We start from the raw sequence: 14396 nt of genomic DNA, 5'->3' as shown, positions 1-14396 counted from the left end.
CCCCAAGACTGCCAAGGAGTACGTACGTCATGCACATCCTCATGATCGAATGCAATCCCAACGGGATCGCCGGCATCGCCAACGCCCTTGAGCTCGGACACGACGTCACCCTGGTGTCGGTCGACCCCGACTTCTACCTCGGTGCGTCGCCGCTGGCCGAGGCGGCCTACGCGCATCCGAACTGCCAGGTCGTCAAGAGCGAACAGGCCTTCTCCATCGAGGAACTGACGGCTCTCGCACGCAAGCTGCACACGGAGAAGCCGATCCACGGGGTCACCACGTACAGCGAGTACCACACCGTCCACACCGCCGCCGTCGCCGAGGCGCTGGGCCTGCCGGGCATGAGCGTCGAGGGCGCCCGCAACGCCCGGCACAAGCACCTGACCCGCCTCACCCTGGACGGCACCGGCGTACGCCAGCCGCGCTTCGCGCACGTCGCCGACCCCGCCGAGGTGGAGGCCGCCGTCCGCGAGATCGGCTTCCCGTGCGTGGTCAAGCCCTCCGACGGCACGGCCAGCCTGCACGTCCTGCACCTCAAGGACGAGGACGACCTGCACGCCTACCTGGCCGAACTCGCCGAGGTCGCCGACTACGGGCGCGGCGTCGTACGCATCCCGGACATCGTCATCGAGGAGTTCGTCACCGGCGAGCTGATCTCGGTGGAGTCCTGTGTCCTCGGCAACGGCGAGGTGGTCAACCTCGGCCTCACCGACCGGCCGCTCAGCGGTTTCCCGCACTTCATCGAGATGGGCGCCACCTACTTCGGCGGACACCCGCTCCAGGACGAGCTGTTCGCCACCACCACCCGCGTCCTGAACGAGCTGGGCGTCGACTTCGGCTTCATCCACACCGAGTACCTGCTCGGCCCGGACGGACCGGTGCTCTGCGAGGTCAACGGCCGTCTCATCGGCGGGATCGTGCCGAGCCTCATGCAGATCAGCTCCGGCGTCGACCCGTATCTGGAAGTCATCCGGCAGGCCCTCGGCGAGCGGCCCGAACTGCCCTTCCCCGGCGAGACCACCGCCGGCGGCCACTGGTTCGGCGCCCCGATCGCCGGCGTGGTCGAGTCCATCGGCTTCGACGGCCTGCGGGAGCTGCCCGGCTTCCACGACGCCCTCGCCTACAAGAAGCCGGGCACCGAGGTCACCCGGCTCGCGCGAAGCAACTTCGACTGGATCGGCCACATCATCTTCACCGGCGCCGACCGCACCGAGGTCAACAAGCGCTGCGAGGAAGGCCTGGACCGCATCGACCTGCGGTTGAAGGTGGACGTCGCCCGATGAACACCGCCCTCAAGCACCCGCGGCAGCCCGCGACCCTGCGCGGCGTGGCCGTCCCCGCCCTCGACGCCGCGACGCTCTTCGACGTGACCACCGAGGACGGTGTCTTCACCCGTATCGACCCCTCGGGCACCCGCCAAGGCGACGAGCCGGAGCTGTGGCCCGGCTACACCGAGACCCACGCCCATGTCTCGCTCCCCGCCAACTGGGACGACACGGCCGACGACCCGCGGATCATCGCCCTGCAGTACCTGTACCACGGGGTCACGCACGTCGTGGACATGTTCGGCTACCCCCTGGTGGCCGACGCCTGGGAGGCGGGACGCCAGGCCTCGCCCTGGCCCTACCCCGAGGTCGTGCACTGCGGATACGCCGTCACGGCGATGACCAACACCGCCGGTCTGACCGGCCACGGCGTCGAGTTCCCGGCGCCGGTGCACATGCTCGCCGTCGAGGCCGACCTGGATCACGCGCTGCGTTCCAACGCCGCACGCGGCGGCACCTTCCTCAAGGTCATGTTCACCGACGGCACCGAGCAGCCGGGCAGCCCGGTGCGGTTCTCCCGGCTGTCGCGGGAGGTCCTCACGTTCACCGCGCGGATGGCCGCCGAGCGCGGCATCACCGCGGTCATCGACTGCAACACCGAGCAGGAGACCCGCTGGGCGTACGAGTGCGGCTTCCGGCTCTTCGCCCACACCGTGCGGGACCGCACCCTCGGCGCGGCCGACTGGAAGGGCCTCGAGGGCGCCCGGTTCGTCTCCACCCTCGCCGGACTGCGCCCCATGGTCATGACCCGTGACGAGTTCCTCACCGAGTACGGCCGCGAGGGCTTCGTCGAGACGCAGGACAGCCGCAACCTGGACTTCGTCAAGGGCATCGAGAAGCCCTTCGGAATCGAGTACGGCTGCCAGGAGACCCGTACCGCCGCCCTCGCCGACATGCGCCGCAACGCCCTGGCCGCGCTGGGCCGGGGGAATCTGCTCGTGGGCACCGACTCGGGCAACACCGGCGCCTACCACGGATACTCCTTCCTCAGCGAGCTTGACCTGCTGCGCGGCGACGACGCCGCGCTGGCCCAGCCGCTGCGCCACCAGGCCACGGTCGGCGGCCGGCGCTACTTCGACGAGCTGCGCGGCGAAGCCGGCGGCGCCCACCCGCTGAGCGTCGGAGCCACCGCCACGTACAACCTGCACGCCCCCGGCGAGCCGCTGTCCGCGCTCCCCTCGGCCACCGTCGTCCAGGGGGTGGCGATCGACCGCGCCGCCATCGCGCGCACCATCGCCGGGCTGCGCGCCCCCGCACAGAGGGGACAGGCCGCGTGAGCACCGAACGCAGGCGGGCGCTCATCGGCGTCAACGCCGGCATCCTCCTCGCCAACACGGGAAGCTACATCTGGTTCCCCGTCCTCGTCGCCTCGCTCGGCGGCACCGACAGCGGGTTCTGGGCCGGCCTGGTCATGTGTATGACCTACGTGGGCCGGCTGCTCGCCACCTTCTTCTACGAGGGGATCGCGGCCCGGGGCGGGGTCCGCCGGGCGGTGTTCCTCGGCACCGCGCTGGAGGCGAGCGCCCTCGGCCTGATGGGCTTCAGCAGCGGCGTGCTCGGCTACAGCGTGCTCGCGTTCTTCATCGGTTTCGGCTCCGGGATCTCCTTTCCCGGCCTGAAGAACGTCCTCGTCTCCTATCCGGACGACGAACGGCCCAAGGCCTTCTCCACCTTCCAGATGGCCGCGCAGGTGGGCCTGTTCGGCGGTGCGCTGCTCGGCGCGCTGCTGGCCGGCGTCGAACTGCGCACCCTGTTCACCGTGGTGTTCGCGGTCTTCCTCGGCTACTGCCTGGTGGCCTCGGCGTTCATCCCCCGGGACGGCTTCGCGCCCAGGGACGACGAGGAGGCTGCCGGGCAGATCCGCAGGCCGCTGTTCAGCACGGCCGTGTTCAAGGGCATCGAGGTGCGGGGCGCCACCCGCTATCTGCTTCTGTCGGGCGTGTTCTGGTTCCTGTCGATCGGATTCGTGGTCGGCATCCCGCTGCACCTGGAGCAGTACGTCCCGCAGTGGGCGCCGTCCTCACCGTTCTGGATCACCGGTCTGAGCATCCTGGTGCTGCAGTACCCGGTGTTCAAGTTCCTGAACGGGCGCCTGCGCCCCGGCACGGTCATGGCGATCGGTCTGGCCGGGATGACGGTGGCGTTCCTGGCCTTCGGCGCCGGCCGGAGTGCCGCCTGGGTGGTCGTCGGCTGTCTGACGGTGGTCCTCGGCGAGATCCTCTTCGTGCCGTCCTTCGACGTCTGGGTCGCCCGCAAGGTCCCCGAGCAGCGGCTCGCCAAGGCCATGGGCGCCATGCACTTCTTCCGCAGCGCCGGAAACATGATCGGTTCCCTGCTCGCCGGCGTCCTGTTCGACCTGTCACGCTCCCTCGGCGTACCGGGCGGAAACTGGTACGTCGCCGCCGCGGTGGCCGCCGTGTGCGCGGTCGTCTGCCTGGTCAGCCGGGACGAGACCGCGGCGCCCGAGGCCCCGGCGGCCGCACCCGAAGAGGTCGAGGCCGCGACCGCCTAGCACGGGCCCCACCCACCGGGCGGACCCTGCTCACGCACTACAGGAAAGATGAGGAAACAGCAGATGGCTGAGATCTGCGTCATCGGGGGAACCCGCTACTTCGGCAAGGTGCTGGTACGCCGGCTGCTCGACCAGGGCCACCGCGTCACCATCGTCACCCGCGGCCGGACCGCCGACCCCTTCGGCGACTCGGTCCGGCGGCTGCGCGCCGACGTCACCCGCCCCGGCGAGCTGGCCGCCGCCGTCGCGGGGGAGCGGTTCGACGCCGTGGTGCACCAGATGTGCTACACCCCCAACGCCGCCGTCGAGGCCGCCGAGGCCTTCGGCGACCGGGCCGGGAAGATCGTCATGACCAGCACCATCGAGGTGTACAACGCGGACACGTTCCGCGGCGCGAGCGCCGCACCCGCGCTGAGCGCACTCGCCCGGGAGGACGAACTCGACCCGGCACAGTACGCGTTCGACACCGGCCTCCCGTGGCACGACCCCGACTATCTGGAGGCCAACTACGGCGAGGGCAAGCGCCAGGCCGAGGCCGCGCTGACCCGTCATGCGCGGGTGCCGGTGGTCCTTGCCCGGGTGGCCCATGTCCTGGCCGCCGAGGGGGACTTCACGGGTCGTTACCGCTTCCACCTCGACCGGGTCCGGGAGGACCGGCCGATCGTCGCGCACGCCCGGCCCGGCCGGACCTCGCTGGTCCACGCCGAGGACGCGGCCGGTTTCCTCGCCTGGGCGGTCACCTCGCACGTCACCGGAGCGGTCAACGTCGCCTCTCCCGATCCCGTCGGCGTGTACGACGTCTGCGCCTCGGTGGAGAACGCCACCGGGCTCAAGGCCCGGGTGATCGAGAAGGAGGACGCGGCCGGCGACCCCGACCTGTCGCCCTTCTCCTGCCCTGCCGACTTCGCCATGGCCACCGACCGGGCGACTTCGCTCGGCCACCCGTTCACTCCCGCCGCCGAGTGGCTGCCGGAGCTCGCCCGTACCGCCGCCAAGGAGCAGTGATGTTCGACCTCATCGTCATCGTCCGGGTCCCCGACCCCGAGAACGTTCCCGTCGTCGGCGACGCTCTGGCCCGGATGCGTGTGCTCTGCCTCGGCGAGGACGGCTGTGTCAGCTGGGAGGCCTATCACTCGCAGGAGGATCCCGGGCGGTTCGTCCTCGTCGAGCGCTGGGCGAGCCGTGAGCACTGGGAGGCCCATGACGCGGGTGAGGCCATCCAGGACATCTACGTTCCCGTCATCATGCCGCGCATCGAGCGTGAGGTGCACCCGAGTGCGCCCGTTCAAGTCCGGTAGCACATCCGGCCGTACATCCGGTCGACCCTCCACCCGGGGGTGCTGATCAGGGATCTAATCCACTCCACCAAAGGAACTTACGTTGATGGACATCGCTGGTCACGACGTGCGTGACCTCCCTTCACGCGCGGTCGCCGTCGTCGGGATCGGCTGCCGGTTCCCGCAGGCGGACGGGCCGGGCGCGTTCTGGCGGCTGCTGCGCGGCGGCGGTGACGCGATCACCGGCCGGCGCGGCGGCCGGGGTCCGGCGCGCGGCGGGTTCCTCGACCGGGTGGACGGGTTCGATCCCGAGTTCTTCGGCATCTCGCGACGCGAGGCCGTGGCCATGGACCCGCAGCAGCGGCTTGCCCTCGAACTGGCCTGGGAGGCCCTCGAGGACGCCAGGACCCTGCCGCGGGGCCTCCAGGGCAGCAGGACGGGTGTCTTCCTGGGGGTGATCGCCGACGACTACGCGACGCTGCTCAACGGACTGGGCCCCGACGCGGTGACCGGGCACACGCTGACCGGGGTGCAGCGTGGTGTGATCGCCAACCGGATCTCCCACGCGCTGGACCTGAACGGACCGAGCCTGGTGGTGGACACCGGGCAGTCGTCGTCGCTGGCCGCCGTGCACCTGGCGTGCGCGAGCCTGCGGGACGGTGAGTCCGACCTGGCGCTGGCCGGTGGGGTGAACCTGGTGCTCGCGCCGGAGGGCACCCTGGCCCTGGAACGGGCCGGGACGCTGTCGGCGGACGGGCGCTGCTTCACCTTCGACGGCCGCGCGAACGGCTACGTCCGGGGCGAGGGCGGCGGGGTCGTCGTCCTCAAGCTCCTCGAAGCCGCCGTCCGGGACGGCGACCGCATCTACGCCGTCATCCGTGGCAGCGCCCTGAACAACGACGGCGCGACCGAGACGCTGCCGACGCCGGGCCGTGCGTCGCAGGAGCGGGTGCTCCTCGCCGCCTGTGCCGATGCGGGCGTCGAGCCGGGCGAGGTCCGGTACGTCGAGCTGCACGGGTCGGGCACACGGGTCGGCGACCCGATCGAGGCCGCCGCGCTCGGTGCGACGCTGGGCCCGGCCCGCCCGAAGGACGCCCCGCTGCTGGTCGGCTCGGTGAAGACGAACATCGGTCATCTGGAGGGCGCGGCCGGGATCGCCGGGTTCATCAAGGCCGTCCTGTGCGTCAGCGAACGCGAACTCGTGCCCAGCCTGAACCACTCCGGGCCCGGTGACCGGATCCCGCTCGACGAGCTGCGTCTGCGGGTCAACACCGAGACCCGGTCCTGGCCGTCACCGCAGGAGCCGCTGGTCGCGGGAGTCAGCTCGTTCGGGATCGGCGGCACCAACTGCCATGTGATCCTCGCGGACTGGCAGGGCGCGGAGCGTGCCGCCGGCGAGTCCGACGCCGGAACGCTGCCCTGGGTCCTGTCAGGGCGTGACGAACCCGCGCTGCGTGACCAGGCCGCACGGCTGCGCGCCCATGTGGAGGCGCGTCCGGAGCTGGGCATGGCCTCGGTGGGCCGGTCGCTGGCCGTCACCCGCACCACGTTCGAACACCGCGCCGTCGTCGTCGCGGACGACCGGGCCGGCTTCCTCACCGGACTGGCGGCACGGGCGGCCGGCCGGCCGTCGGCGGCCGTGGTGGAGGGCCGGCACGAGGGGCCGCCGGTCCGGCCGGTCTTCGTCTTCCCCGGCCAGGGCTCCCAATGGGCCGGAATGGCAGCGGAGTTGATCGATACCTCCCCGGTCTTCGCCGACCGGATCGGCGCGTGCGCCGACGCTCTGGGCCCGTACGTGGACTGGTCGCTGACCGATGTCCTGCGCGGGGTCCCCGGTGCGCCCCCGCTGGAGGGCGACGGGGTGATCCAGCCCGCGCTGTGGGCGGTGATGGTGTCGCTGGCCGCGCTGTGGCGCTCGGCCGGCGTGGAGCCGGCCGCCGTGGTGGCCCACTCGCAGGGCGAGATCGCCGCCGCCACCGCGATGGGCGCCCTGTCGCTCCGGGACGGCGCACGGATCGTGGCCCTGCGCAGCCGGGTGCTGAACCGGATCGCGGGCCGCGGCGGGTTGCTGTCGGTGGAACGTCCCGCCGAACGCGTGGAGCGCGACCTCGCGGCGGTGGCGGCCTCGCTGTCGATCGCGGCGGTCAACGGCCCCGCGCACACGGTGGTCGCGGGTCCCCTCGACGCGCTCGACGCGCTGGCCGCCCACTACGGGCAGCAGGTGCGGACCCGGCGGGTTCCGATCGACTACGCCTCGCACAGCGCGGACGTCGAGGAACTGCGGGAGGAACTGCTCACCGCCTTCGCCGGGATCGCCCCGCGCTCCACCGGCGTGCCGTTCTACTCGACCGTCACCGCCGGACCGATCGACACCGCCGAGCTGGACCCCGGGTACTGGTTCCGCAACCTGCGCGAGCCGGTGCGGTTCGGACCGGCCGTCGAGGAGCTGCTGAACTCGGGCCACTCGACGTTCCTGGAGGTCAGCCCGCATCCCGTGCTGGCGATGGGCATCCGGCAGGCGATCGACGCGCACGGCGGGGACGGCGCCGCGCTGAGCACGCTCCGGCGCGGCCACGGCGACCGTCACCGGTTTCTCACGGCGGCGGCCGAGGCCTTCGTAGGAGGCGTCGCGGTGGACTGGGCCGCGCTGCTGCCCGGTTCGGCGCCGCTGGCCGACCTGCCGACGTACCCGTTCCAGCGCCGCTCCTACTGGCCGTCCGGGATGCCCGGGGCCGGCGAGCGGGCGCCGGACACGACCCCGGCCCCGGCCGTGGTCGTGGACCGGCGATCCATGCCGGAGCTGGTCCGGAGCCTCACGGCGGTCGTGCTGGGCGCCGGGTCGGCCGGCGACGTGCGGCCCGGGCGGACGTTCCGGGAGATGGGCCTGGACTCGGCCATGACGCTCGAACTGCGCGACCGGCTGTCGGCCGCGACGGGGCTGAAGCTGGAGAGCACCCTCCTGTACGACCACCCGAGCCCGGCCGCCCTGGCCGTCGTACTCGGTGAGCTGAGTGCGGACGCGTCCACCGGTGGTACCCCGGCGCTCGTGCGGGAGCGGGCACACCCGGACGACGCGGACGACGCCGACGACCCCGTGGTCATCGTCGGCATGGCCTGCCGGTTCCCCGGCGGGGTGCGCTCGCCCGACGATCTGTGGAACCTGGTCGACTCCGGAACCGACGCCATCGGCGACTTCCCCGACGACCGCGGCTGGGACCTGGCGACGCTCCAGCACCCGGATCCGGACCGGACCGGGACGTCGTACGTCCGGCACGGTGGCTTCGTGCGGGACGTGACGGACTTCGACGCCGAGTTCTTCGGGATCAGCCCGCGTGAAGCCCTCGCCATGGACCCGCAGCAACGGCTCCTCCTGGAAGTGACCTGGGAGGCGCTGGAGCGCGCCGGGATCGACCCCACGACGCTGGCGGGCAGCCGGACCGGTGTGTTCGCCGGGGCGATGCACTCCGGCTACGGGCCGAGCATGGAAGCGGCCGGGCACGGGGTCGCGGGACACCTGCTGACCGGCACCAGCGTGAGCGTGATCTCCGGGCGGATCGCCTATGTCCTCGGCCTGAACGGGCCCGCGCTGACCGTGGACACCGCCTGCTCGGCGTCGCTGGTCGCGTTGCACCAGGCGGTGCGGTCGGTGCGGGCCGGAGAGTGCTCGCTCGCCCTGGCCGGCGGGGTCACGGTCATGGCGACCCCCGGCATGTTCGTGGAGCTGTCCCGCCAGCGGGTGCTGGCCGCCGACGGCCGCTGCAAGGCCTTCTCCGCCCAGGCGGACGGCACCGGCTGGGGCGAGGGCGCGGGCATGCTCGTGGTCGAACGGCTCTCGGCCGCCCGCCGCCACGGCCACCCCGTGCTGGCGGTCGTCGCCGGAAGCGCCGTCAACTCCGACGGCGCCTCCAACGGGCTGTCCGCGCCGAGCGGCACCGCCCAGCGGCGCGTCATCGCGGACGCTCTCGCCGATGCCGGGCTCACGCCGGGGCAGGTCGACGCCGTGGAGGCGCACGGGACCGGCACCGCCCTCGGTGACCCGATCGAGGCAGGCGCCCTGCTCGCCGCCTACGGGCGGGACCGGGACCGGCCGCTGTGGCTGGGGTCCCTCAAGTCCAACATCGGACATGCGCAGGCGGCGGCCGGCGTCGGCGGTGTCATCAAGATGGTCCAGGCCATCCGGAACGCGACCCTGCCCGCCACGCTGCACGTCGACGAGCCGTCCCCGCACGTGGACTGGGCGGCCGGGTCGGTGGCCCTGCTCGACCGGGCCCGACCCTGGCCGGACACCGGCGAGCCCCGGCGCGGCGGCGTCTCCTCGTTCGGGATCAGCGGCACCAACGCGCACGTGATCCTGGCGCAGCCGCCGGCCGGGGCCCAACCCGCCGAAGAGCCGGCGCGGCCGCCCGTGGTGCCGGTCGTCCTGTCGGCCCGGACACCGGACGCGCTGCGGGAGCAGGCCCGGACGCTGGCCGCCGAGCCGCTCGACCCGGTCGGCGCGGCACCGGCCCTGACCGCCAGGGCCGCCCTCGACGAGCGCGCCGTGGTGATCGCCGGCGACCGGCAGGAGGCCGGGCAGGGCCTGGCCGCACTGGCCCGCGCCGAACAGGCCCCCGGCGTCGTCACCGGCCGCGCGGGCGAGCCCGGCCGGACCGTTCTGGTCTTCCCCGGACAGGGCGGCCAGTGGCGGGGCATGGCGTCGGCGCTCGCCGCCGAAAGTCCCGTCTTCGCCGCCCGCCTGGCCGAGTGCGAGCGGGCACTCGCGCCGTACATCGACTGGTCGCTGGCCGACGTCCTGGACGGCGCACCCCTGCTGGACCGGATCGACGTCGTACAGCCCGCGCTGTGGGCCGTGATGGTGTCGCTGGCCGAGCTGTGGCGGTCGGCCGGGGTCGTCCCGGACGCCGTGGTCGGCCACTCCCAGGGCGAGATCGCCGCCGCCGTCGTGGCCGGGGCGCTCTCCCTCGACGACGGCGCCCGCGCCGTCGCGCTGCGCAGCGGTCTGGCCGTCGACCTGATGGACAAGGGGGCGATGGCCGTGATCCCGCTGCCCGCCCAGCGGGTGCGGGAACGACTCGGCACGCTGAGCATCGCCGCGATCAACGGTCCGGCCACCACCGCCGTGGCCGGAGCCCCGGACGCGATCGCCGAGCTGGTCGACACCTACCGGGCCGAGGGCGTCAACGCCCGCGTGATCCCGGCGGCCTACGCCTCGCACTGCCCGGCGGTCGAACCGATCCGCGAGCGGCTCCTGTCCGGGCTGGCGTCGCTGGCACCGCGCACCGGCGAGATCGCGCTGATGTCCTCGGTCACCGCCGACTGGCAGGAGGGCGCTGGGCTCGACGCCTCCTACTGGTACCGGAACCTGCGGCACACCGTGCGCTTCCAGGAGGCGGTCGAGGCGCTCGTCGCGTCCGGCCACACCACGTTCGTCGAGGTCGGCCCGCACCCGGTGCTGGCCGCCGGCATCGGCCAGATCCTCGAGGAGGCCGGGGCCGACGGGATCGTGACCGGCTCGCTGCGCCGCGACGAGGGGGACCTGCGCCGGTTCCTCACCTCCGCCGCCGAGGCCTACGTCCAGGGTCTGCCCCTCGCGTGGGAACGGCTCACCGGAACGGCCGCCGGCCACGTCGACCTGCCCACCTACCCCTTCCAGCGACGCCGCTACTGGCTCACGGGCACGGCCGGGCCGTCCGGCACGGCCGACCTCGGCCAGGCCCCGGCCGGCCATCCCCTGCTCGGCGCGGCCGTCGAACTCGGCGACGGTGAGACGGTGTTCACCGGGCGGCTGTCGACCCGCACCCATCCTTGGCTGGCCGACCACGCCCTGTCGGGGACGATCGTCGTACCGGGCACCGCGTTCCTGGAGCTGGCACTGCACGCGGGTGCGAAGGCCGGTACGGCAAGGGTCGAGGAGCTGACGGTCTCGACGCCGCTGGAACTTCCCGAGGACGGTGCCGTCGACCTGCGCGTCCGGGTCGCGGGGGAGGACGGCGACGGGCTGCGGACCTGCCGGATATCGGGCCGGGCGACCGGTGGGAAGTGGATCGAGCACGCCGCCGGCGTCCTCGGCCCCGACACGGCCACGCCACCGGCTCCCCTGGACTGGCCCCCGCCCGGCGCGACGCGGGTACCGGCGGCCCGCATGTACGACGACCTCGGTCTGCGGGGGTACGAGTACGGGCCGGTGTTCCAGGGGCTGCGGGCCGCCTGGCGCCGTAACGGTGAGCACTTCTCCGAGGCCGTCCTGCCCGAGCCGGAGGCCGCGAACGCCGGGGCCTACCGGCTGCACCCCGCCCTTCTCGACGCGTCCCTGCACGGCTTGTTCGCCGATGCCCCGGGCCGCGAGGGGCAGCGCGTGCAGCCGCTGCGCTGGCGCGGGGTGTCCCTGTTCGGCACGGGCGGCAGTGCGTCCCTGCGGGTGCACGCGGCGCCCGCCGTGGCCGCGGGCCTGCCTCTGACCCTGCTCGACGCCTCGGGGGAGCCGGCGGGGCTGGTCGAGTCGCTGGAACTGTGCCCGGTCGCGGTGGGCCGCCCGGCCGATCCCGCCGCCGTGGCCCGCGGCTCCCTGTTCGCGCTGTGCTGGGAACCGCTGCCCGAGCCGGCGGCCGGATCGCCGGCCGGGCAGGTGCCGGTCCCGTGGGACGTCCCCGGCCTGGACGCGCTGCTCGCGGCGGCCGAGCCGCCCGAGCACACCGTCGTGGCCTGCCCGGCGGGCGAGGACGCGGCCGACGCGGCGACGGCGGCCAGGAACGCGGTCCAGCGGACGCGGGATCTGCTCGGCCGATGGCTCGCCGAGGACCGGCCCGCCGGTTCCCGCCTGGTGCTGGTCACCCGCGAGGCCGTCGCCGTCCGGCCCGGCGAGAGCGTCCGGGACCTCGCGCAGGCGGCGGTCTGGGGCCTGGTGCGGACGGCACAGGTCGAGCACCCGGGCCGGTTCGCCCTGGTCGACCTCGCCCCGGACATCACCGAGGTGCCGGCTGCGGCATTGGTGCCGCAGGAGAACCAGGTGGCGGTCCGTGAGGGTGCCGTCCTGGTGCCGCGGCTCGGCTCGGCGGTGGGCGATCCTGCGCTTCGGCTTCCCGGGGACGCGCCTGCCTGGCGGCTCGACATCCCCGAACGCGGCACCCTCAGCGCCCTGGAGGTCCGGCCCTGTTCCGAGGCCGCCGCCGAACCCGGCCCCGGCCAGGTCCGGATCGCGGTCCGCGCCGCCGGGCTCAACTTCCACGACGTCCTGGGCGCGCTCGACATGCACCCCGGCGACCCCGGCCCGCTCGGCCTGGAAGGCGCGGGCGTGGTCACCGCGACCGGGCCCGGTGTCCACGGCCTGGCCACCGGCGACCGGGTGATGGGCCTGTTCCCCGCCGCGTTCGCCACGGTGGCCCACGCCGACCACCGCACCCTCGTCAAGATCCCCGACGGCTGGTCGTACACCCGGGCCGCCGCCGTGCCGGTCGCCCACCTGACCGCCCTGCACGCCCTGGTCGAGCTCGGCGGCGTGAGCGCGGGCGACCCCGTCCTGATCCATGCCGGGGCGGGTGGCGTCGGCATGGCCGCCGTCCAACTGGCCCAGTACCTGGGCGCGGAGGTCTACGCGACCGCGAGTCCCGCCAAGTGGCCCGCGCTGCGTGCCCTCGGCGTCGACGACGACCACCTCGCCTCGTCCCGCGAGCCCGGATTCGGCGAACGCTTCGGCGCGGCCGGCCGGCGCATGGCCCTCGTCCTGAACTCGCTGACCGGTGAGCTGGTCGACGAGTCGCTGCGGCTGCTGCGTCCCGGCGGGCTCCTGGTCGAACTGGGCAGGACCGACCCGCGCGACCCGACAGCGGTGGCCGCCGCACATCCCGGCGCGCGCTACCAGGCGTTCAACCTGCTCCAGTTGCCGCCCGAGCACCTCGCCCGCCTCCTGAACCGCGCGGTGGAGCTGTTCGCCGAGGGCGCGTTCGGCTGGCCCGCCGTCACCGACATGGACGTCCGGCGGGCACCCGAAGCCTTCGGACTGCTGCGCCAGGGCAGCCACGTCGGCAAGGTCGTACTCACCGTCCCGCCGGTCCTCGACCCGGACGGAACCGTCCTGATCACCGGCGGAAGCGGCGCCATCGGCCGGGCCGTCGCCCGGCACCTGGTCACCGAACACGGCGCACGACGCCTGCTGCTGGCCTCACGCCGCGGCGGTGACGCGCCCGGAGCGGCCGAGCTGGCGTCCGACCTGAACGGGCTCGGCGCCGAGGTGCGGTTCGCCGCCGTGGACGTCGCCGACCGGGACTCCGTCGCCGCGATGATCGAAGCCGTCCCCGGCCGGCACCCGCTGACCGCCGTGATCCACGCCGCGGGCGTGGTGGACGACGCGCCGATCACCTCGCTCACCCCCCGGCAGATCGACCGGGTGATGCGCGTCAAGGCCGACGGGGCCTGGCATCTGCACGAGCTGACCGCGGGTCACCCGCTCACCGCGTTCGTCCTGGTCTCCTCGATCATGGGGACGCTCGGCGGCGCCGGGCAGGGCGGCTACACCGCCGCCAACGCGTTCCTCGACGCGCTCGCCCGCCGCCGCCGGGCCCAGGGCCTGCCCGCCCTCGCACTGGCCTGGGGCCTGTGGGACGACCCGGACGGCATGATCGGCGCCCTCACCGCCGCCGACCGTGCCCGCTTCGCCCGGGCCGGGCTCGTGGAGATGGCCCCCGAGCACGGTCTGGCCCTGCTGGAGGCGGCACTGCCGTCACCGCACGCCGTCCTGGTGCCCGCCCGGCTCGACCGCGAGACCCTGCGCGGCCTCGGAGCGGACCTTCCGCCGGTCCTTCGCGAGATCGTGGCGGCCGCCGGAGCGGGGCGGCCCGGGAGCGTACCCGCACACCGCAGGCAGCGGCCGCTGCGGGACGAGCTGGCCGGCCTGGGCACCGGTGAGCGCGCCGGGGTCCTGGCCGACCTGATCCGGACCCACATGGCCGCCGTCCTCGGCTCCCGGCCCGAGGCGATCCCGGACGACCGCCCCTTCGGCGAGCTCGGGTTCGACTCGCTCACCTCGGTCGAGTTCCGCAACCGCCTGGGCGCGGCGACGGACCTCAGGCTCCCCCTCACCCTGCTGTTCGAGGCACCGACGCTGCCCGAGCTGGTCGCCGTCCTGGACACCGAACTCGTACCGCCCGAGGAGGCCCCGGCCGCCCCGGCCGCCCAGGAGGACACCTGCGGGGACATCGGGGCGGACGTGGCGGCGCTCGTCGAAGCCGCGACCGCCGCGGAACTGCTCGACTTCATCGACCGTGAGCTCTCCGGCTCCTGACCCGC

6 protein-coding genes are annotated in these 14396 nt (G+C 73.7%); all 6 read left to right on the top strand.

Going from position 1 to position 14396, the window contains the following annotated elements:
- The first annotated feature begins 29 nt into the window (after positions 1-29).
- The 6 genes from ADK64_RS11220 to ADK64_RS11195 all read left to right on the top strand — a co-directional run bounded on the left by ADK64_RS11220 (position 30) and on the right by ADK64_RS11195 (position 14391).
- Positions 30-1283 (top strand): ATP-grasp domain-containing protein, encoded by a 1254-nt coding sequence (locus tag ADK64_RS11220; protein ID WP_053657673.1) that lies wholly within the window; start codon positions 30-32, stop codon positions 1281-1283.
- Entirely contained in the window at positions 1280-2602 is a 1323-nt protein-coding gene (locus ADK64_RS11215; protein WP_234384534.1) for a hydrolase, read from the top strand. The genes ADK64_RS11220 and ADK64_RS11215 overlap by 4 nt, the downstream gene beginning before the upstream one ends.
- Positions 2599-3837, top strand: a complete 1239-nt coding sequence (locus tag ADK64_RS11210; protein ID WP_053657671.1) for an MFS transporter — start codon at positions 2599-2601, stop codon at positions 3835-3837. The genes ADK64_RS11215 and ADK64_RS11210 overlap by 4 nt, the downstream gene beginning before the upstream one ends.
- Before the next feature lie 63 nt (positions 3838-3900).
- A complete protein-coding gene (locus ADK64_RS11205; protein WP_053657669.1) occupies positions 3901-4842 on the top strand; it encodes an NAD-dependent epimerase/dehydratase family protein in 942 nt (313 codons plus the stop codon).
- Entirely contained in the window at positions 4842-5135 is a 294-nt protein-coding gene (locus tag ADK64_RS11200; protein WP_053657667.1) for a putative quinol monooxygenase, read from the top strand. Before ADK64_RS11205 ends, ADK64_RS11200 begins: the two co-directional genes overlap by 1 nt.
- A gap of 85 nt (positions 5136-5220) precedes the next feature.
- A complete protein-coding gene (locus ADK64_RS11195; RefSeq protein WP_063789890.1) occupies positions 5221-14391 on the top strand; it encodes a type I polyketide synthase in 9171 nt (3056 codons plus the stop codon).
- Positions 14392-14396 lie beyond the last annotated feature (5 nt).

The sequence above is a fragment of the Streptomyces sp. MMG1121 genome (genome assembly GCF_001280015.1).
Lineage (GTDB): Bacteria > Actinomycetota > Actinomycetes > Streptomycetales > Streptomycetaceae > Streptomyces.
Note: the sequence above shows the minus strand (reverse complement) of the source record. Positions and strands in the feature narration are given on the sequence as shown.

Excerpts from the sequence above, each read along its gene's own strand:
- ADK64_RS11220 (WP_053657673.1), top strand. The coding sequence starts at position 30 with ATGCACATCCTCATGATCGAATGCAATCCCAACGGGATCGCCGGCATC.
- ADK64_RS11215 (WP_234384534.1), top strand. The coding sequence starts at position 1,280 with ATGAACACCGCCCTCAAGCACCCGCGGCAGCCCGCGACCCTGCGCGGC.
- ADK64_RS11205 (WP_053657669.1), top strand. The coding sequence starts at position 3,901 with ATGGCTGAGATCTGCGTCATCGGGGGAACCCGCTACTTCGGCAAGGTG.
- ADK64_RS11200 (WP_053657667.1), top strand. The coding sequence starts at position 4,842 with ATGTTCGACCTCATCGTCATCGTCCGGGTCCCCGACCCCGAGAACGTT.
- ADK64_RS11195 (WP_063789890.1), top strand. The coding sequence starts at position 5,221 with ATGGACATCGCTGGTCACGACGTGCGTGACCTCCCTTCACGCGCGGTC.